The organism is Siphonobacter sp. SORGH_AS_0500 (assembly GCF_031453245.1).
Lineage (GTDB): Bacteria > Bacteroidota > Bacteroidia > Cytophagales > Spirosomataceae > Siphonobacter.
On record NZ_JAVIYT010000001.1, the window covers coordinates 3,869,955 to 3,889,879 of the forward strand.

General features: G+C 44.8%; 14 protein-coding genes. 8 read left to right on the forward strand and 6 right to left on the reverse strand.

The features are described from left to right. Positions 1-373: 373 nt before the first annotated feature. Entirely contained in the window at positions 374-1,627 is a 1,254-nt protein-coding gene (locus QE357_RS16480; RefSeq protein ID WP_309709726.1) for a dipeptidase, read from the reverse strand. A gap of 644 nt (positions 1,628-2,271) precedes the next feature. Here QE357_RS16480 and QE357_RS16485 point away from each other — a divergent pair. From QE357_RS16485 to QE357_RS16500, 4 genes are all read left to right on the forward strand, one after another. Continuing rightward, positions 2,272-5,052: a 2-oxoglutarate dehydrogenase E1 component gene (locus QE357_RS16485; protein ID WP_307140979.1), complete on the forward strand. Its 2,781-nt coding sequence runs from the start codon at positions 2,272-2,274 to the stop codon at positions 5,050-5,052. Between the two features lie 92 nt (positions 5,053-5,144). Continuing rightward, on the forward strand, positions 5,145-6,698 hold the full coding sequence (gene odhB, locus QE357_RS16490) for a 2-oxoglutarate dehydrogenase complex dihydrolipoyllysine-residue succinyltransferase (protein ID WP_106635212.1): 1,554 nt from the start codon (positions 5,145-5,147) through the stop codon (positions 6,696-6,698). A 156-nt stretch (positions 6,699-6,854) separates the two neighbouring features. Further along, a complete protein-coding gene (locus QE357_RS16495; RefSeq protein ID WP_309709733.1) occupies positions 6,855-7,727 on the forward strand; it encodes a glycerophosphodiester phosphodiesterase family protein in 873 nt (290 codons plus the stop codon). A gap of 153 nt (positions 7,728-7,880) precedes the next feature. Further along, positions 7,881-8,834, forward strand: coding sequence for an MBL fold metallo-hydrolase (locus QE357_RS16500; protein WP_106635210.1), 954 nt, complete (start codon positions 7,881-7,883; stop codon positions 8,832-8,834). A gap of 78 nt (positions 8,835-8,912) precedes the next feature. On the opposite strand, the gene QE357_RS16505 is transcribed toward QE357_RS16500, so the two are convergent. Next, positions 8,913-9,500: a transposase gene (locus tag QE357_RS16505; protein WP_309709738.1), complete on the reverse strand. Its 588-nt coding sequence runs from the start codon at positions 9,498-9,500 to the stop codon at positions 8,913-8,915. 548 nt (positions 9,501-10,048) lie between these two features. After that, entirely contained in the window at positions 10,049-12,688 is a 2,640-nt protein-coding gene (gene mutS / locus QE357_RS16510; protein ID WP_106635208.1) for a DNA mismatch repair protein MutS, read from the reverse strand. Positions 12,689-12,928: 240 nt separating this feature from the next. On the opposite strand from mutS, the gene QE357_RS16515 reads away from it, so the two are divergent. From QE357_RS16515 to ribD, 3 genes are all read left to right on the forward strand, one after another. Continuing rightward, the gene (locus tag QE357_RS16515; RefSeq protein WP_157830195.1) at positions 12,929-13,486 is read left to right on the forward strand and encodes a hypothetical protein; all 558 of its coding nucleotides are present in this window, start codon (positions 12,929-12,931) and stop codon (positions 13,484-13,486) included. Positions 13,487-13,552: 66 nt separating this feature from the next. Next, positions 13,553-14,038: a hypothetical protein gene (locus QE357_RS16520; RefSeq protein ID WP_309709745.1), complete on the forward strand. Its 486-nt coding sequence runs from the start codon at positions 13,553-13,555 to the stop codon at positions 14,036-14,038. A 184-nt stretch (positions 14,039-14,222) separates the two neighbouring features. Beyond that, the gene (gene ribD / locus QE357_RS16525; protein WP_309709747.1) at positions 14,223-15,245 is read left to right on the forward strand and encodes a bifunctional diaminohydroxyphosphoribosylaminopyrimidine deaminase/5-amino-6-(5-phosphoribosylamino)uracil reductase RibD; all 1,023 of its coding nucleotides are present in this window, start codon (positions 14,223-14,225) and stop codon (positions 15,243-15,245) included. Between the two features lie 622 nt (positions 15,246-15,867). Here ribD and QE357_RS16530 read toward each other — a convergent pair. The 3 genes from QE357_RS16530 to QE357_RS16540 form a co-directional block, all read right to left on the reverse strand. Further along, positions 15,868-16,614, reverse strand: a complete 747-nt coding sequence (locus QE357_RS16530; protein ID WP_106635203.1) for a shikimate dehydrogenase — start codon at positions 16,612-16,614, stop codon at positions 15,868-15,870. Positions 16,615-16,701: 87 nt separating this feature from the next. Beyond that, positions 16,702-17,358, reverse strand: a complete 657-nt coding sequence (locus QE357_RS16535) for a DedA family protein (protein ID WP_106635202.1) — start codon at positions 17,356-17,358, stop codon at positions 16,702-16,704. A gap of 39 nt (positions 17,359-17,397) precedes the next feature. Beyond that, complete coding sequence (locus QE357_RS16540; protein WP_106635201.1) at positions 17,398-18,171, reverse strand: phosphosulfolactate synthase; 774 nt, start codon at positions 18,169-18,171, stop codon at positions 17,398-17,400. Positions 18,172-18,687: 516 nt separating this feature from the next. Here QE357_RS16540 and QE357_RS16545 point away from each other — a divergent pair. Then, positions 18,688-19,506 (forward strand): hypothetical protein, encoded by an 819-nt coding sequence (locus tag QE357_RS16545; protein WP_309709751.1) that lies wholly within the window; start codon positions 18,688-18,690, stop codon positions 19,504-19,506. The last annotated feature ends 419 nt before the right edge of the window (positions 19,507-19,925 follow it).

The following is a 19,925-nucleotide window of genomic DNA, read 5'->3' on the forward strand; positions in this document are numbered from 1 at the left end:
GATTAGCTAACCACTTCCCAACCACGTAATTATGTGGATCATAGCGTGGTATAAGCCGTTAATGTACGTATGCCTACTAATGGTTACTAAAAAATAAAAAGGTACAGCATTACTAGTGCTGTACCTTTTTATTTTTTTATGGTAGAGACGTCGATTTATCGCGTCTCCTACTCGGATTATGACAATTTTCAGGATTAGCTAATTACTTACCAACAACATAGCCATCTAAATCAGAACGTGGTAGAAGCTATTAATGGACCTCTCTACATATTTACTAGTAGGCTGGTTGCTTCCAGCGGAAAAGCTGGAAGCGGCCATTAGAAGAGGCCGTCGTGCACAAGGGATGTCTCTTCTAAAACCCATCTCCTAACAACTATTTCATAGCCATATCACCCGCACGAATTTTCGCTCCTACTTTCTGTACATCCTTCATTACCCGGAAGAAGTTTTCGCCCCAGATTTTCTTCAAATCTTTCTCCGTATAACCCCGACGAACCATTTCGATAGTCAGGTTTGGGTATTCGGCAATATCAAAGCAATCAGCCAGATACCCTCCCCCATCATAATCACCACCGATCCCTACGTGGTCAACACCCATGATTTTCACGAAATGATCCAAATGGTCAATCGCGTCTTTCACTGTCGCCAGCGGTACTGGAAACTTCTTGTTCAATTCCCGCATTTCAGTACGCATGGCCTTCATCTGTTCGTCTGACATGGCTCCGCCCGAAGTATACTTCTTCCGAATATCCGCTACTGCTGCTTCGCGTTCGGGATTTTTAGGACTTGCTTTAATGTAACTGCTTAATAAATTCAGTTGCACCACGCCCCCCTTTTTAGCAATAGCCCGGAGTAAATCGTCATTCAAATTCCGGGGATGATCCAGCACGGCGTAAGCATCCGAGTGCGTTGCTACAATGGGAGCTTTAGATAACTTAATCAAATCCCAAACGGTGCTGTCGGACAAGTGAGAAATGTCGATCATCATGCCCAGACGATTCATTTCAGCAACCACCTTTTCTCCGAAAGGACTCAGGCCGTTAAACTCCGGTCCTTTGGGGTCCGTTGATGAATCGCAAATGTCATTATTGGAAGAGTGGCAGAGCGTCATGTACCGAGCTCCGCGATCGTAAAATTTCTGAATATAAGATAGATCGTTACCAATCTGATACCCGTTTTCAACGCCGATAAAAATCGAGCTTTTTCCCGCTTTTTCCAGAGCCAAGGCCTCTTCCTGCGTCGTTACAATCTTACCCATTTCCGGGTGACGGTTGATCTGGGCGTACATGGAATCCAGAATGGTCATCGCCATCTTCTGAACTTTCGCGTTTGCCTCCGGCGTGCGTGGTCCCTGTCCCTGATATACCGCAAAGAAGATACCATCTACACTACCCTTTTTCATGCGGGGAAAGTCGATTTTAGAATCGGGCAGTTTCCCATCTTTGCTATTATCCTTCGAAATATCAAAATCTTTCCCCACCATCCGCATGGGCGTATCGGCGTGTGTGTCGAGTGTGAAAACCTTAGCGTGAATCTTCTTGGCTTTTTCGATGAGCTTGGCATCATCTTGAGCCCATAAGGTCTGACCAAGGCACACCAGCGGCAACGCAAGGAAAATCTTCTTCATATTCGTTGGGAAAAAAGTGTATAACTATATCGCAAATTTCATCAGCAATGTAATAATATTCTGCGAGGTATGAACTTAGCCACATGAGCATATCGATCATTCCCGAAAGTATGAAGATAAGTTCCTGAAGTGAAGCGATTCAATTTTGGGTAGGGATGTCCTGAATAAGATCGTCTATTCCGTAAGGCTTTTTCATTTTTTTGAGCGATTCTTTTACCAGCCTCTTCATTTGATACGTTGAACTAGTAATTCAATGAACCATGAAGTATACCTGCGTTACCAGTAAAAGAAAATGAACTGTCCTACTGCTTCGTTGGGGTTTCGACAAGGGCCGTTTCAGGAATCCAACAAATAATGAACAAAAGTCTAGCCATAACGTTAGAACATGAAAAGATTCATTACGCTGAAAATGACCCGATAAATCTATCTAAACCTGTTCTTTATTCATCCAATCACTCATTCGTTATGCATTACCCTTAGCCCGTTGAGCAAGCTCTTTTCAGGCCGTTTTTCTTACAATTGGAAATCGCGTTTTCTATAGCTATACTTTTTTGGCGGAAATTTTCAGGAAAATTCAGAAAATTTTCCGTCTCAGTCTTTTGCAACCCCTAACTTTGCCCAATTATTCGAGCAGTTTTTCTGATATGGACCAATATTCTTATATCGCCAATGCGGACGTGGATTACATTTCCGACTTGTACGATAAATACCAACAAGACCCAACCAGTGTAGACACCAGTTGGCAAAACTTCTTCAAAGGCTACGATTTCTCTGTTCTTTACGGTGAAAAAGGTGATTCTGCCGCCGTAGCTCCTTCTTCAAACGGCAACGGACAAGCCAAACCCGCCGACGCAGGTATTATTGCAAAGGAAGGTTCCGTTTTAAGCCTGATCAAAGCCTATCGCTCTCGCGGTCACTTATTGGCTAAAACTAACCCTCTGGGTTACGAGCGTGACCTGGAAGCCCGCTTAACTTTAGAAGACTATAAACTTTCTGAAAAAGACCTCGATACCGTTTTTGAAGCAGGTCATTTTCTTTTAGGCCGTTCGGCGACACTTCGCGAGATCATGGCTGCCCTCGAAAAAATTTACGCGGGTAACATCGGTTTCGAGTACATGTACGTTCGGAACATGGTTGAAAAAGAGTGGCTGCGTAATAAAATTGAAAAAGCAGCTCTGGTTTTCGATCCTACAAAAGAAGAAAAAGAACGTATTCTAAAGAAACTAAACGAAGCAGTAACCTTCGAGCAGTTTCTTCATACCAAGTTTTTAGGCCAGAAACGTTTCTCGCTGGAAGGTGGCGAGGCAACGATTCCTTCGCTCGATACGATCATTAATACTTCCGCCGATCTGGGTGTAGAAGAAGTAATGATCGGGATGGCCCACCGGGGCCGTCTGAACGTCCTGGTGAACATCATGCACAAGTCGTACGACGAGATCATCAGTGGTTTCGTGGGACAAGTGCCGGAGCTGGAAGATACCCTGCCTAACGATATTAACTTCGGCGGTGACGTAAAGTATCACTTGGGTTATTCCAGCACGCACAGAACGCCATCGGGTAAAGATGTAAGCTTAAAGCTGGCTCCTAACCCTTCTCACTTAGAAACGGTTAACCCTGTAGTAGAAGGTTTCGTACGTAGCCGGGCGGATGGAATTTTCGCAGGTGATTACGATAAAGTAATGCCGATCCTGATTCACGGAGACGCCGCCGTTGCTGGTCAGGGCATTGTTTACGAAGTAACCCAAATGGCGAAACTTCCCGCCTACAAAACGGGTGGTACCATTCACTTCGTGATTAATAACCAGATTGGTTTCACCACGGACTCGGTAGAAGGCCGTTCGGCTATTTACTGTACGGACATCGCGAAAATCATCGATGCTCCCGTTTTCCACGTGAATGGTGACGATCCAGAAGCCGTTATGTTCGTTTCGAAAATGGCCGTTGAATACCGTCAGGAATTCAACCAGGACGTTTTCATTAACATGATTTGCTACCGTCGCTGGGGTCATAATGAGTCGGACGAGCCTTCGTTCACGCAGCCCACGATGTACTCTCAGATCAAACTGCACAAGAACGTTCTGGAGTTATATAACGAACAACTCGTGAGCCGTGGCAAAGTAGACGCGAAGCTGGCGAAGAGCATGGAAGCGGAATTCAAGCAATTCCTCCAGGATCGTCTGGATGGGGTGAAACAGGCTGAAGCTCCCGTTTTCCATCCGTTGAAATTAGACGAAGAGTGGAAGAAACTTCGCTATGGTTCGGCGGAAGATTTCGAGCAATCGCCCGTAACTGCTATTTCCCGCGAAACAGTCGATAAAATTTTCACGGCCTTGACCACGCTTCCCGAAGGTTTCAAGCCCCTGAAACAGATTGATAAACTCATTACCGACCGTAAAAAACTGTTACAGGATAACGGTCAGGTTAACTGGGCTACGGCTGAATTAATGGCCTACGGCTCCCTATTACTGGAAGGTAAAAACGTTCGGATGACGGGTCAGGATGTGCAACGCGGTACGTTTAGTCACCGTCATGCCGTTCTTCACGATGCCGAAACGAACAAGACGTATACGCAGATTAATAATATTCAGGAAGGTCAGGAGCAGATGGAAATCTTCAACTCCCTGCTTTCTGAGTACGGTGTTTTAGGTTTTGAGTTTGGTTATTCCATGGCCAACGCTCACGCTCTGGTCATCTGGGAAGCTCAGTTTGGTGATTTTGCTAACGGTGCTCAGATTATTATTGACCAATTTGTAAGTTCCTGCGAATCGAAGTGGGGTCTGCAAAATGGTCTGGTGATGTTATTACCTCACGGGTACGAAGGTCAGGGTCCCGAGCACTCAAATGCCCGCCCCGAACGCTTCCTGCAGTTGTGCGGCGATTACAACATGGTAGTCGCAAACGTAACGACGCCAGCGAACATCTTCCACCTGATGCGGAGACAATTAACCTGGGACTTCCGTAAGCCGCTGGTTATCATGTCACCCAAGTCGATGTTACGTCACCCGCTGAACGTTTCTCCGATTGAAGATCTGACTACAGGTGGTTTCAAAGAAGTAATCGGCGATACCTTTGTTGATCCGAAGAAAGTGAAAAAGGTATTACTCTGTACGGGTAAAATCTATTACGATCTGCTGGACAAACAACAGAAAGATGGTCGCAACGATGTAGCCATCATTCGGGTTGAACAACTGCACCCGCTACCGTTAAAACAAATTCAGCAGGAGTTGGCGAAGTTCTCGAAAGCCAAAATTTACTGGGTTCAGGAAGAGCCTAAAAATATGGGTTACTGGACTTATATTTTACGTGAATTTGGTTGTGGCCAGTTAGACGTAATTTCGCGTAAAACTTCGGCTTCACCCGCTACAGGTTTCTTAAAGACCCACAGCGAAGAACAGGCCGCCTTAATTCAGGAAGCTTTTGCTTAATAACTAACGAGCCGGATTCAGGGAAACTTCTGAATCCGGCCATTTTGATTATATAATAAGAACGAATCCTCCCTTCGGGGAAGTACCTAATCATGGCAATCATCGAAATGAAAGTCCCCGTTGTAGGGGAATCCGTCACTGAGGTTACCATCGCCACCTGGAACAAAAAAGACGGCGATACGGTAGCAATGGATGAGGTATTATGTGAATTAGAGTCTGACAAGGCTACATTTGAACTTCCGGCTGAAGCCGCAGGTATTCTGCGTATTCTGGCTAAAGAAGGCGATACGCTGGCGATCGGAGCTCCTATCTGTTCTATCTCTACGGATGGTGATGCAGGTTCTGCCCCTGCCGCAGAAGCTCCTAAAGCGGAAGCCGCTCCTGCTGTTGAAGCTGCCCCTCAGGCTGCTCCTGCTGCGGAAGCCAAATCGGAAGAGACCAAAACCATTGAAGTTAAAATTCCGGTAATGGGTGAGTCGGTAACCGAAGCTACCATTGCAAACTGGAATAAAAAAGAAGGTGACGTCGTGAAAATGGACGAGATCCTTTGCGAACTGGAATCTGACAAAGCTACGTTTGAGTTACCCGCTGAGGCTGCCGGAACGTTACATATCATTGCGGAACCTGGTTCTACGCTGGAAATTGGTGCTGTCATTGCTACCATTACAGTAGGTGCGGGTGCTTCTGCTCCTGCCTCTAGCCCAGCTCCCGCAGCAGCACCAGCGGCTACTGCATCGGCCCCTGTGGCTGATAAAGCCAGTGGCGTTACTCCCGTAGCTGCTGCGATTTTAGCGGATAAAGGTATTAATCCTAAAGATATTCAGGGTTCAGGTGAAGGTGGCAAAATCATGAAAGCTGACGCCCTGAAAGCATCTACGGCTCCTGCTCCTGCCAAGGCTGAAGCTCCTAAAGCCGCTCCTGCTGCTAAACCAGCATCTACCGAAGAGCGTGGCGTACGTCGTCAACGCATGACTTCGCTTCGTAAAACGATTGCCCGTCGTCTGGTAGCGGTGAAAAATGAAACGGCCATGCTGACTACTTTCAACGAAGTAGACATGCAGCCGATCATGGATCTGCGTTCGAAATACAAAGATCGCTTCAAGGAGAAACACGGCGTAGGCTTAGGCTTCATGTCCTTCTTTGCGAAAGCCGTTACCGTGGCTCTGAAAGAATTCGAAGCGGTGAACGCTTCCATTGACGGTGATGAAATTGTTTACCACGATTACGTAGATATCTCCGTAGCCGTTTCTACGCCTCGCGGTTTAGTGGTTCCTGTGTTACGTAACGTAGGTGACTTAACTTTCGCGGGTATCGAAAAAGGCATTGTTGATCTGGCCGTAAAAGCTCGTGACAACAAACTGACCATCGAAGACATGAACGGAGGAACGTTTACCATCACCAATGGTGGCGTATTCGGTTCGATGATGTCTACGCCTATCATTAACGCTCCTCAGGTAGCTATTTTGGGTATGCACAACATCATTGAGCGTCCCGTAGTAGTAAATAAGGAAATCGTGATTCGCCCGATGATGTACATCGCGTTAAGCTATGACCACCGCATCATTGACGGTAAAGAATCCGTAAGCTTCCTAGTTCGCGTGAAGCAGTTATTAGAAGAGCCTACTCGTTTATTATTAGACGTCTAGTCCTCAAACCATACTCAAGAACAAATCCCCGACTCTGGTAACGCTAGAGCGGGGATTTTTCAGTTTACAGTTTTCAGTCGTCCGTTTTCAGTTTTGGGTTATCCAGAATTGGTATTCTTCTCAACTGAAAACTATAAACCGCAAACTGAAAACTAAATGATGTTTAAACGTCTCGGCTTGTTAAGCCTTTGCCTGGCCTTTGTATTAGGCTGTAGTAGTTCTAAAACATACCTCCGCGTTCCGAAGAACGGGTTGACTGAGTTTCTGAAACCTCAAGCGGGTAAACCTACTTTGATCAGTGCTCACCGGGGCGGTGGCGATTATCCGGGTTATCCTGAAAATTGCATAGAATCTTTCGCGTATCTGGCCAATAAAGCAGCCATGATTATTGAGTGTGACATTGGACTGACGAAAGACAGCGTATTGGTCATGTTACACGATGATGTGCTGGACCGTACAACGACCGGGAAAGGCAAACTGAATGCGATTACTTATGATTATACCCAAAGTCTCTTCCTGAAGGATAATGCTGGAACGGTGACTAAATTCCGCATGCCTACCCTGGAAAAAGTTCTTCGCTGGGGTAAGGGCAAGGTAGTGTATACGCTGGATGTAAAACGCAGCGTTCCTTTCGAGAAAGTGGTTGATATGGTTCATCAAACGCACACTGAAGACGTTAGCGTCATCATTACCTATAATGCCCAGGATGCGGCAAAAGTGTATAAGCTGGACCCAAACCTGATGATTTCGGTAAGTATTCGGAATGAAGCCGAGTACCAGCGTCATCATGAATTAGGCATTCCTGATAACCGGATGGTAGCGTTCGTAGGAACCAGAGAACCCTCGACTGAGCATTACCAGTTTTTACACCAGAAAGGTATTCCCTGCATTCTGGGCACGCTGGGTAACCTGGATAAAATGGCTCAGGCTAAAGGAGATCAGGTATACGTTAATTTCGCCCAAAACGGTGCCGACATCATGTCCACCGATCGGCCCCTGGAAATGGCCGAAGCTTTGAAAAAGAAGTAATACTCTGATTTTTAATTAATAAGGAATAAAAGTCGGCGGTTTGTAGTGGTTCATCCCCATATCAGACCACCGACTTTCCTATTCCTGGAATCAACTGATTCAAAGGTTGGAATGGAACAGCTTTTTCAGAGATGCTTCCCAAATATCCAACCTATGGAACAAGAACTGATTGAAAAACAAAGTCTTACGATGTCGTCGGAGTACGATGTCGCAGAAGATGTGGCCGGGTTGAAGTTTGCCTTCGTCAACATTTACATGATTGGCAAGCAGGAAGAAGGCAGCCCCTGGGTATTAGTGGATGCAGCCATTCCCAACTCAGCAGACCGAATTATTAAAGAGGCTGAGGCACGGTTTGGTAAAGACAATCCGCCACAAGCCATTGTCTTGACGCATGGCCACTTTGACCACCGGGGTTCTTTGGAAGACTTGTTGAAAGTGTGGAACGTTCCGGTGTACGCTCACCCCCTGGAAATGCCCTTCCTAACAGGTAAGTCGCACTACCCACCACCAGATCCAACAGCGGGTAATGGAGCGATGTCAGCATTTTCGTTTCTTTTCCCAACGAGTCCCCTCAACCTGAAGGATAAGGTTAAACCGATTCCTCACAATGGCTTTATTGATGAATTACCCGATTGGCGGTTTATTCACACCCCAGGTCATTCACCCGGACACGTATCATTATTCCGGGATAAAGATAAAGTCCTCATTGCAGGTGATGCATTTGTCACCACCGATCAAAGTTCGGCCATTAGTGTCATGACGCAGAAGCTTACGCTGCACGGACCTCCAACGTACTTTACCTGTGACTGGCGAGCGGCTAAAAAATCCGTTCGGAAACTGGCAGAACTTAAGCCCAGTGCCGTTGGAACAGGACACGGAAAAGCCCTGCACGGAAAAGAATGGCGGGCCAAAATTCAGGAGTTATCCGATGAATTTGACACCCGTGCCTTACCCTGGAGAAGTCGTTATATCAATAACCCGGCTCATACCGATGAAAATGGTATTGTTTCCATGCCCAAGCCCGTTTCCTATTGGGTAGCCAAAGGTTTGCTTTATGGAGCAGCAGCAGGATTAGCTTTCTTCGCCTGGAATAAGGCTCGGAAGTAACCTATGCTTCTAGTATAAGTTATGTATTGCTGCCAGCAGAAAAGCTGGCAGCTTTTTTATTAGATTACGACCCATTTATTAATCAAGTATCCAATTAGGCCAACCTTGGGTGGGCTCATACTGATGATGGCATTTTAAATATTCCTGCCTTCTTCCAAACCACTTCAGCACATATTCTTTCTGCAAGGAGGTTTTAGTTTGTTCGAGGATCTTAAGGTAAGAACTATAGCTGTAGGTTTTAAAATCGGAGCAAAACCCATGCTTTTGAGGATTAGCGTGGATGTAATAGACTAATTCTGTCAAGTACCGATCCGTTACTACAATTTTTCTTCTAAAGTTTTTCTGAAACAGGCTTCCCTGTCTGCCTTCCTCTTTATCAATCTTCTCGGCATAGTTCGGAAAAAGACTTCTAAACTTCCCTGATAAACTAGCAGGCGAATAGTCTTTAAAGTCTTTGACGTGTATCAAGAAATGAAAGTGATTCGGTAATAGGCAATACGCGTAAGTATCAACGTAATCAGTTAGATACTGCTGCCACTTCTCCAGAAAATACCGATAGTTCTCGTGGGAATAAAATAGGTTTTCATGATTATTCCCTCGGTTGTAGATATGATAGAATTGCCCCGCAAGCATGGGAGGGTAATAATCTATTTTAGGTATGATCATCTTTTTTAGATAAAAATACTCATCATCCCAGGTTAAGATTATACCGCTTGCTAAATTTTGAGCGTTATTTATTTAATAGTTTCTCGCACCGTTGTCAGCTTTTTGCTGGCAGCAATACTTCTTTCCAACCAAATAGTTACCCTACAAACACAAGCTGCCAGCGGAAAAGCTGGCAGCGGCATACAAGATAATTTTTAGCTTATTCAGCTTTTGCGAAGCTTCAACTAGTTACCCAGTAAGTTACTCCCACCGCTGCCAGCTTTTTCGCTGGCAGCAATGCTCCTTTCTACAGAATAGCTACCCTGTAAACACAAGCTGCCAGCGGAAAAGCTGGCAGCAGCATGCAAGATAATTCTTACACTTATTTAGCTTCTATAAAACACTTCAATCAGCTACTCACAAGTTACTCCCGCCGCTGCCAGCTTTTTCGGTGGCAGCAATGCTCCTTTCTACCAAATAGCTACCCTATAAACACAAGCTGCCAGCGGCATGCAAGATAATTTCTTAGCTTATTCTTCGGCTTTTATAAAAAACAGCGATACGTAATATTACTCCATTATCCTCTTAATCTCATTCAGCTTCAGCAAGGCCTCTATCGGCGTCAGTGCGTTGATATCTACCCGAGACAATAACTCTTCGATCTTCTCAAAACGCGGATCTTTCTCTGCTCCAAACAGACTCATCTGATAAGCCGGAATGGCCTTGGGCATGTCCCGAATCAATTCTTTGTTCTTTTCCTTGATATGATCCTGCTCTAAGTGAGCCAGAATTTCATTGGCCCGATTTACTACCGCTCCCGGCATACCCGCCATTTGGGCTACGTGAATGCCAAAGCTATGTTCGGAACCACCCGGTTTTAGTTTTCGGAGGAAGATTACCTTCGTTCCTGACTCCTTCACCGAAACATTGAAATTTTTGATTCTTGGAAAATCTTCCGCCAGTTGATTCAGCTCATGGTAATGCGTAGCAAACAGCGTTTTCGGACGGGCATTGGGTAAATTATGCAAGTACTCCGTAATTCCCCAGGCAATACTTACTCCGTCATAGGTACTCGTTCCCCGACCAATCTCATCCATTAATACCAGGCTTTTATCGCTCAGGTTATTAAGAATGCTCGCAGTCTCCGTCATTTCGACCATGAAAGTGCTTTCGCCCCGACTCAGGTTATCAGACGCCCCTACCCGTGTAAATACCTTATCCACCAAACCGATTTCGGCAGCCGTTGCCGGAACGTAACTTCCCATTTGGGCCATGAGCACAATCAGAGCCGTTTGCCGGAGCAAGGCTGATTTACCGGCCATGTTTGGTCCCGTAATCATAATGATCTGTTGCTCTTCGTCATCCAGCCGCACGTCGTTAGGAACATAACTTTCGCCAAGCGGTAACTGCTGTTCAATAACGGGGTGACGACCCGCCGTAATCTGAATTGCGTTTCCGTCATTTACTGATGGTTTGACGTAGTTATTTTTTCGGGCCGTTTTAGAAAAACTCAGCAACGCATCCAGCACGGCCAATACCTGAGCATTCTGCTGAATGGGACCCACATATTCACTTGCTGTTTGTATTAACTCATTGAAAATCCGTTGTTCAATCACAAAGATTTTATCTTCTGCATTCAGAATCTGATCTTCGTATTCCTTGAGTTCAGGCGTAATGTAACGTTCCGCATTTACCAAGGTTTGCTTTCGAATCCATTCCGCCGGAACCCGGTTTTTATGAGCATTCGTTACTTCTAGGTAATAACCAAAAACTTTATTATAGGCAATTTTCAGGGAAGTAATTCCGGTATTGGCAACCTCCCGATTCTGAATATTGACCAGAAAATCCTTCCCGGCATAAGCAATCTGATGTAACTCATCCAGTTTTTCATCAATACCGGATTTAATCATGTTGCCCAGATTCGTTACCAATGGCGGATCTTCGCGTAATTCCTTTTCAATTTTATCCAGTAGGAATTCGCAGGGATTAAGCTGCTCAGCATATTTTTTGAGTAGCGGCTGCGTCGCACTTTGTTGTAATAACCAGTTTCGAATCGGAGCGATGTGTGTTAAAGCCCGCTTGAGAGCCTGCATTTCGCGGGGATTAATCCGCCGTACGGCTACTTTGGAAATGAGACGCTCCAGATCACCAATCTGTTTCAGATGAAGGTCCAGTGTTTCAGCCAACTCGTTATCGTTCAATAACAGTTCGACCGTATTTAGCCGTTCCTGAATAGGTTTTAAATCCTTGAGCGGTAAGACCAGCCACTTGCGTAGCATCCGGGCACCCATCGGGGTGAGCGTCTGATCGAGAATATTAATCAGCGGAACGCCATTTTCCTGCTGGGCCGACACCAATTCCAGATTTCGAATGGTAAAGCGATCCAGCCAGACGTATTTTTCTTCTTCTAAGCGATTCAGTCTGGTAATGTGGCTGATTTCCCGGTGTTCGGTTTCGGCCAGGTAATGCAGAATAACACCCGCCGCCACAATTCCTTCGGACAGATTCTCAACGCCAAACCCTTTCAAGGTTGTAGTCTTGAAATGCCCGGTTAATAAAGGATAGGCAAAATCCTGAGTGAAGGCCCAGTCTTCAAGCTGATAAGTATTAAACTGGTCACCAAAATTTCCCTGAAATTCCGCTTTGTTTTTCTTGCAGAATAACACCTCCGCTGGACTAAAACTTTGCAGTAACTTCTCAATATAAGCTGCATTTCCCTGGGTCGTCAGGAACTCTCCCGTTGATACGTCAAGAAAGGCGATGCCAATGATATCTTTGTGAAAATGAACGGCAGCCAGGTAGTTATTCCGCCGAACATCCAGTACATTATCGTTGAAAGAAACGCCGGGAGTAACCAGCTCCGTTACGCCCCGTTTCACAATACCCTTTACCGTTGCCGGGTCTTCCAATTGATCACAAATGGCTACCCGTTGCCCCGCCCGTACCAGTTTAGGTAAGTATGTATCGAGGGAATGATGCGGAAAACCGGCGAGTGGCGTCTCCCCTGAACCACCGTTGTTTCGTTTAGTGAGGGTAATCCCTAAAATCTTGCTGGCTCGCACGGCATCCTCGCCAAACGTTTCGTAAAAATCACCCACCCGGAAAAGTAAAATAGCTCCCGGATACTGGGCTTTGATCTGATTATACTGACGATTCAGAGGGGTTTCTTTCTCCGGCTTCACGGTACCTTCCTTCGCTGGACGAGCCATAATAATGGGTAATTAAGAGCGTTCTAGCCGCATTAGGGTAGTAACGGGCGAAATTAAAATGGGATAGAAAACAAAGATAGCTACTGATGACTATGCTTTACAAGGTCTTTTTTGTCTTCTTCCCGCAAAATTTCCCCACTAATCCTCTTTCTGTAAAATACCCTATTCGTCCGATTTTTTTAGAAAAAGGGAACTTGTTGGGGAATAATATTGTAATTTTGCAACCAAGTTGCAGAAGCTATGAAATCGATTGTATATGCGTCCACGTCTTTAGTCACAATTATTGCTCACTGGTTATGCTGCCTATTGCCTTTGATGGCGGCAGTCATGGGCCTGAGCGGTTCTTCGTCGATTTTAAAGTGGGCTTTGGATTACCGCTGGTATTTGGTGGGAGGGCAAGTCATTTTGATGAGTTGGTCTTTTTATCATTTATATTTTCAGCATAAATCAGATACGCGTCTGAAGTGGGAAAAGGCCACGTTCTGGATGTTACTGGTTTTCTCCATTGCCGCCTGGAGTATCCCTCACGAATGGTTGATGTCTAACGATCAGAAAATGGCAACGGCCCAGGTGCAGCGGGTTTTCAATGCTCGTAAGCTTACTTTAGCTCTGGATGACGAAACTACGCCACAAATGGTAGAACAAAGCCTGGAAAACGTGACTGGTGTCCTGCAACTCAAACCTCTCAACGCAGGCGTCATTTCGGTACGTTATGATTTTCGGCAGATTAGTAAAGATGAATTACTCGAACAACTTCGCCGAAAAGGTTTGCAGTTGTCTGAAATAAGTTACCAATAATCGCGATCTCCGCGTAGCTTTGATTTTCGCTTGCTATACATCGTTCACTCATCCGAACTTCTGATTATGCGTAAACTTCTTCTCCCCCTTTCGGCCCTGACCATTGGGTTTATGATGGCTTCCTGCCAGGAAAAAGAAAATCCACAATTGAAAGAAGCCGCGGCTATTCACAATGAAGCCCATGAGATTATGGAAAGCATTGAGCCTGAAATCGCTTCGCTGGATAGTCTTCAATCACAGTTAGCTAACAAAAAAATAGCCGTTACGGATACTGCTGCGGTAGCTGCCAGTATCGCGTCCCTGAATAAGGTCAAAACTGATTTCAAGGAATGGGAGGAAAATCTGGTGACGGTTCCCGGCGTTGAGCATGAACACGAACATGAGCATAAAGACGGCGAGCACGAACACCATCACCACGAACACAAGAAAGCTCCTGATGCTACACCAGAGCAACACCTTGAAATTCAGAAAGAAATCAAGAAAAATATTGAGCAGATTCAAAGCGAACTGAAATCCGCGAAAAGTCAGGCGGAGGCTTTACTGAAACAATAGTTTGAGAATAGGATAATGTTTGAATGTTTGAATGTTTGAATGTTTGAGTGTTTGAATGAAATAAAATTTTATCAAATCTTTCAGACGCCTCATTACTAAAACGCTGATTCCATGGTTTTGCCATTGACTCAGCGTTTTTTCGTTTTATACCTTAGCTTCGTAGTGATTATTGATGATAAATCGGATGGACGAATTATACATGCAGCGAGCCCTCGAACTGGCTCAGTTAGGACAGGGATCGGTATCGCCAAATCCGATGGTAGGTTGCGTTGTGGTTCATAATAACCGGATTATTGGAGAAGGTTGGCATCAAAAATACGGTCAGGCTCACGCGGAAGTGAATGCCTTGAATGCTGTAGCGGAACGTCATTTACTACCCGAAGCAACGGTTTATGTCACCTTAGAACCCTGTTCCCATTTTGGAAAAACGCCTCCCTGTGCCGACCGGCTGGTAAATGAAGGGGTAAAAAGGGTGGTTATCTGTAATGATGATCCCAATCCGCTGGTTGCCGGACGAGGCATTCAAAAATTACGTGACGCTGGTATTGCAGTGACAACGGGCGTATTAGCCGCTCAGGGACGACTCATGAACCGTCGATTTTTTACGTATTTTGAGAAAAACAGACCGTATATTATTCTGAAATGGGCCGAAACCGCTGACGGTTTTCTGGCCGGGCCCGATTACCAGCCTCTGCACATTTCAAATGCTCTTTCTAGAAGGTTGCTTCACAAATGGCGAACGCAAGAGGATGCCTTTCTGGTCGGAACAAATACGGTTCGTTATGATAATCCGCAATTGAATGTTCGGCTCTGGAAAGGGAAAGATCCCGTTCGGGTTACGCTGGATCGAACCTTGAGTTTACCTCGCAATGCTCATTTTTTCGACGACTCTCAGTCCACGCTGATTTATAGCACTTCAGAGCGGCAGGCTACATCTACTACGGAGTGGGTTGTGCCAGAAGAATGGACCCTTTCTTCTGTCGTGAAGGATCTTCGAAAGCGTTCGATTCAAAGCCTGGTCGTCGAAGGAGGAACCCGATTACTGGAATCATTTATCAACGAAAATCTCTGGGATGAGATTCGGATTTTCCGCAGCCCCAATCGCATTCATGAAGGAATAGTGGCTCCCGCTTTTTCAGCCAAACCCGCCAGCCATGAGTTTCTACTGAAGGATGAGCTAACGGTTTATTTTCAGGATTCTTTCTAGGATAGAGCACTCGTAGTAGCTGGGCTCTGCTAAATGGTGGAAGTAAGGGATTCAAATCCATCTAACTAAACGAAAACCTCGGATTAAAATCCAGATCCATCCAGACCGGGTCCATCCAGACCGGGTCCATCCAGTAGGTAACCCCGATGCAACCCCGGGTAAAACCCGGGGCTATCTATGTTGAACCCCTCCGGGGTTATGGTTCTCATTTCCAAACTTCTCCCCTACTACGCTCTTTCGGATTTGCAATCCGAAAGCCATCTGTTAGGGATTTATAATCCCTAAAGTAACATTGACCGTCTCTACTTCTGGCAGTCGCTTGCCCTTGTCGAGTAACTCAGATTCAAAACAATAAATATCTCAACAAGAAACCCCGGATTATCATCCGGGGCTATTCAAGTTCAACCCCTCCGGGGTTATCACTTCCTTTTCCAAACCTCTCCTCTACCTTTACGGGTTTTCACTTTCAAACTGAAAACTGAAAACTGAAAACTGAAAACTGAAAACTCAAAACTGAAAACTGAAAACTCAAAACTGAAAACTGAAAACTGAAAACTGAAAACTCAAAACCGTAGCGACGGTCGCTCAAAACTCAAAACCGCAGCGGCGGCCGCTCAAAACGCTAACTATTCCAGATTTCCCAGGATTTTTCTGCCTGTAACTCCAGCATTCGGTAGCCGTTATGCGTAGCTGCACCCTGCTCAGCTCCTTTTTTCATGAATAAGGTTTCTTCAGGGTTATAGACCAGGTCATACAAGAGGTTTCGATCCGTTAATCCTTCGTAAGGCAAGTCTGGGCACGTATCTACCTTAGGATACGTACCCAGCGGTGTAGAGTTAATGATCAACTGATACTCCGAAAGTAACCCTTCGTTTAAATCCGCGTAATTGATAAATTCAATGGAATCTTTCCGGGAAACGGTCTTGTAGACAATTCCTAAATCTTCCAGTGCAACTCGAACCGCTTTGGTAGCACCCCCATCCCCCAAAATCAGGGCTTTGTGAGGTTGTAACTGCTGAAAAGGCTCCCATTGCTCCAGCGACTGCCGAAAACCCCAGTAATCAGAGTTATAGCCCTTCAAATCGCCATTTGGCAATACCTTGATTACATTCACCGCACCAATTCGCTCGGCTAAGGGATCCAATTCGGTTAAGAAAGGCAATACCTCTTTTTTATGCGGAATCGTTACGTTTAATCCTTTAAGTTCGGGCCATTGAGCCAGTAAGGCGGGTAAGCCATCTGCTTCAGGTAGCTCGAAAAGTTCGTAAACGTGAGTCTCCGAAAGTCCTTCCCGCTGGAATTTTTCAGTAAAGTAGCGTTTGGAAAACGAGTGTCCCAGCGGGTAACCAATCAAGGCGTATAAGTTCATCATGCGTTTAGGGTTTTGCTTGCTAGTTAATAAAAAAGCGTAAAGTCGAATGAAACATCCGGCCTTTACGCTTTCAAATAGTGCTAATTAGGCAGCTTTCTTCGTCAGGAATTTTTCCTTCACAATACCCCATAGGATGGGTAATACCGAAAGTCCAATGATTCCAAAAACCACAATTTCAAAGTTTTTCTTCACAAACTCCAGGTTACCAAAGAAGTAACCCAGCAAACTAATACTCGTTACCCAAAGGACTGCTCCTGAGATACAGAAGAAAATATAACGGGCATACGTCATACTACCCGCTCCGGCTACGAAAGGAGCAATCGTCCGAACGATAGGTACAAAACGGGCAATGATCACCGTTTGTCCGCCGTACTTGGCATAGTATTCTTCAGTTTTGTACAGGTATTCCCGTTTGAAAAACAGAATTCGTTCGCGGGAACGGATGATGCCTGAAAAATACTTTCCTATGAAGTAATTGACGTTATCACCCAACAGAGCTGCTAAAATTAAAAGCGGAATAATTACCCAAACGGATAAATCGTTGGTATCACGGGCGGCCAAAGCTCCTGCAGCGAATAACAAAGAGTCGCCGGGTAACAAAGGCATGACAATCAGGCCCGTTTCTACAAACACAATCAGGAAAAGAATTCCGTAAACCAGTAATCCGTACTCCTGAATCCAAACATCCAGGTATCGATCCAGGTGCAAAAGGAAGTCTAGCAGTCCTTTAATAAGTTCCATACAATAAAGTTGAAAGACAGATTTTAGTGAAATGGGAAATTAGCAATCTTTATCCAGATTGAGAAAATGCGAGAAAGTATCTCCGCGTAAGCCCAAGCGAATGGTTTCTACTGAAATGACTTCATTAGGAGCAATGTTTCCCAGGTTAACGTTGGCTCCCAGCAATTGGACAAACCAAACTTGCTGAGCTTTCTGAGGAGCCTCCCAAATGACATTTTCAGCGGGAACCTGAGTCAGAATTTCTTCCACCAGCCCCTGACGAACTTCACCTGAAGAACGGAATAAACCTACATTTCCCCCTTCACGAGCTTCTCCGATTACCTTCCAGGCACCGGCAGCAAGCTCGGCATTCATGAGCTGAATCCATTTATAAGGAGGAATAATTTTGGCTTCATCTTTAGACCCTACTTCTGAAAGAACCGTCACCTGCTTAGATAAGGTGCTGATATACTGAAGTTTTTCATCCTGAGGCATATCAATAGATCCATCAGAAACTTCGGCGTGAGATAAATCGAAGTTATCCAACAGACGGCGGTAGTCTTCAAATTGTCCCCGGATCACGAAAGCTTCGAAGAGGGTTCCGCCAAAATAAACCGGAATACCTGCGTCCTTGTAAACTTTCAATTTCTCCTTGAGCTTCGGAGTAACGTATGAGGTTGCCCAACCCAGCTTTACAATATCTACGTGGTCGGCGGCAACGTCCAGGAAATCTTCTGTTTGTCTGATACTTAACCCTTTATCCATAGCCATAGTCAGGCCGTGCGTGCGGGGCTTCTGGGTGCGGTCAGGGATTTGATCTAAATGGTAATTCATACGGCAAAGATTGCTTTCACGAGAAAGTGCAAAAGTAGCCTTGTCCAAGCGATTGACAAGTAAACATGAATAATTCTATGGAAATGTTTTTTCTGGGTTGGCTTTATACTTAACGATTCAGCGAGTTTAGAGTTTTAGAAAATGTATTCTTTAACCTTTAGATAATAGCTGAATATCGTCCATATTATACTATTTATCAACACTTTATCATAAATTAAAACCTTACTAACACCCACTAAATAGAAGCCATAGATCTTGCCTATTAATTTTAAAATTCTACTTACAAAAATTCGGAAAAAGCATCGGTCATGCTCTCTCCTGTAAAGATCTATAAGGACAGACAGCACTTACACAAACGAAGAGAAGACGCATGAATCCATACTTTAATGATCTGGTTATCAAAGCTTATACTGGATAAAAGCTACTCATTTCTACCTATTTTTTTCCTCAAACCTCCCCATTCTTACTTTTGGAATATTCTTTTTTCTATAGACTATACAACTCACGTTTAAAGTCATGAAAAAGAACATAATTGTACTCTCAACCGCCCTTGCCCTTATGGGTCTCAATGCCTGTCAAAGTAGTCGTTCAACTCCTTCAGGCGATCGTCGTTCAGACTCGTTGTCCACTGCTTCAACGCAGATGAATAACATGAACAACAGCAGTAATTTCAGCACCGCACCGGGTGCCAGCACACCTGCTACTACGAATACGGGTGTAGTCGAACAAGCAGGAATGGTGCCTAATAACTCTTTTGCCCGCTCCGACAACCGTGATCAAAAAACAACCACGAGTCAGCCTAATGTTAATAACTCTACGAGTTCAAACTCATCTATCGTGAGCAGTACGGCCATGAATCGTACAGCCGCTATGCCAGACCGGGTTGAATCGAATAGTGTTAGCAAAGAGTCGGCTCCGACAGTCAATAGTTACTTAAGTCAATCTTCGCGTTCAGGAAACACTTCGGGTAAATCACTACCTAATAATCCAGAAAATAGCGTAGCTCCTCCTACTGCTGATTCATTGCAACGCTCGCAAGCCATGACGACACCCGGTCAACGTAATGGCGTAAATGCTACCGAAGCCATGACGGCCATGAACGTTAATACCGAACGCTCTATCGCTAATACTACTTCGGGCTCTGATAATTTAATGACTAGAGTAAGTCAGCAATTAGACGCAGTGGATCAGGAATTAAAAAATTCGCCTTCACAGGCTCGCCGTATGGAGCTTAATAAAAAGCGTCAGATGCTGGTAGGAGCTTTAAATAAACTTCAGGAAGTAGAGCAGACACTCTCCAAAATGGAAGTAAAATCAGGAACCGCAAAAGAATAATTCTGCTCGTCAAAGCACCCCTGGACTTACACCTGGATGAATACTTCAGGTGTAAGTCTTAAGTATTTATCCAACGGTTCACAGAATTTTATATTATGTGTAATAACAATTATATTATTTTTATAATCTATTACTGCAATCCATTAGCATATAATACTAATTATTCGCAAATAAGCAAAACAATATTCCGACAATAATTCAATTGACAGAATCATAGTTATTTGCATACAACGCAATACACGTAAACATTATTTAATAAATTTATCTATTTTTGTAATGTTCGGATGTTTAACGACGTCTGAATGTCTGGTTGGATTTGAGAGCGATCTCAATTCAATCCAAAACAGACAAAGGTTGAAGGTTGAACGTTATTGGGCAGTGGCTTTGCAACTGCCCAATTTTTTTTAATCCAAAATCAC

Bases quoted from the DNA above. Each gene is read 5' to 3' on its own strand.
- QE357_RS16520 (WP_309709745.1), top strand. From the start codon at position 13,553: ATGCGTAAACTTCTTCTCCCCCTTTCGGCCCTGACCATTGGGTTTATG.
- QE357_RS16505 (WP_309709738.1), bottom strand. From the start codon at position 9,500: ATGATCATACCTAAAATAGATTATTACCCTCCCATGCTTGCGGGGCAA.
- QE357_RS16530 (WP_106635203.1), bottom strand. From the start codon at position 16,614: ATGAACTTATACGCCTTGATTGGTTACCCGCTGGGACACTCGTTTTCC.
- QE357_RS16500 (WP_106635210.1), top strand. From the start codon at position 7,881: ATGGAACAAGAACTGATTGAAAAACAAAGTCTTACGATGTCGTCGGAG.
- QE357_RS16480 (WP_309709726.1), bottom strand. From the start codon at position 1,627: ATGAAGAAGATTTTCCTTGCGTTGCCGCTGGTGTGCCTTGGTCAGACC.
- QE357_RS16545 (WP_309709751.1), top strand. From the start codon at position 18,688: ATGAAAAAGAACATAATTGTACTCTCAACCGCCCTTGCCCTTATGGGT.
- mutS (WP_106635208.1), bottom strand. From the start codon at position 12,688: ATGGCTCGTCCAGCGAAGGAAGGTACCGTGAAGCCGGAGAAAGAAACC.
- odhB (WP_106635212.1), top strand. From the start codon at position 5,145: ATGGCAATCATCGAAATGAAAGTCCCCGTTGTAGGGGAATCCGTCACT.
- QE357_RS16515 (WP_157830195.1), top strand. From the start codon at position 12,929: ATGAAATCGATTGTATATGCGTCCACGTCTTTAGTCACAATTATTGCT.
- ribD (WP_309709747.1), top strand. From the start codon at position 14,223: ATGGACGAATTATACATGCAGCGAGCCCTCGAACTGGCTCAGTTAGGA.
- QE357_RS16485 (WP_307140979.1), top strand. From the start codon at position 2,272: ATGGACCAATATTCTTATATCGCCAATGCGGACGTGGATTACATTTCC.
- QE357_RS16540 (WP_106635201.1), bottom strand. From the start codon at position 18,171: ATGAATTACCATTTAGATCAAATCCCTGACCGCACCCAGAAGCCCCGC.
- QE357_RS16495 (WP_309709733.1), top strand. From the start codon at position 6,855: ATGATGTTTAAACGTCTCGGCTTGTTAAGCCTTTGCCTGGCCTTTGTA.
- QE357_RS16535 (WP_106635202.1), bottom strand. From the start codon at position 17,358: ATGGAACTTATTAAAGGACTGCTAGACTTCCTTTTGCACCTGGATCGA.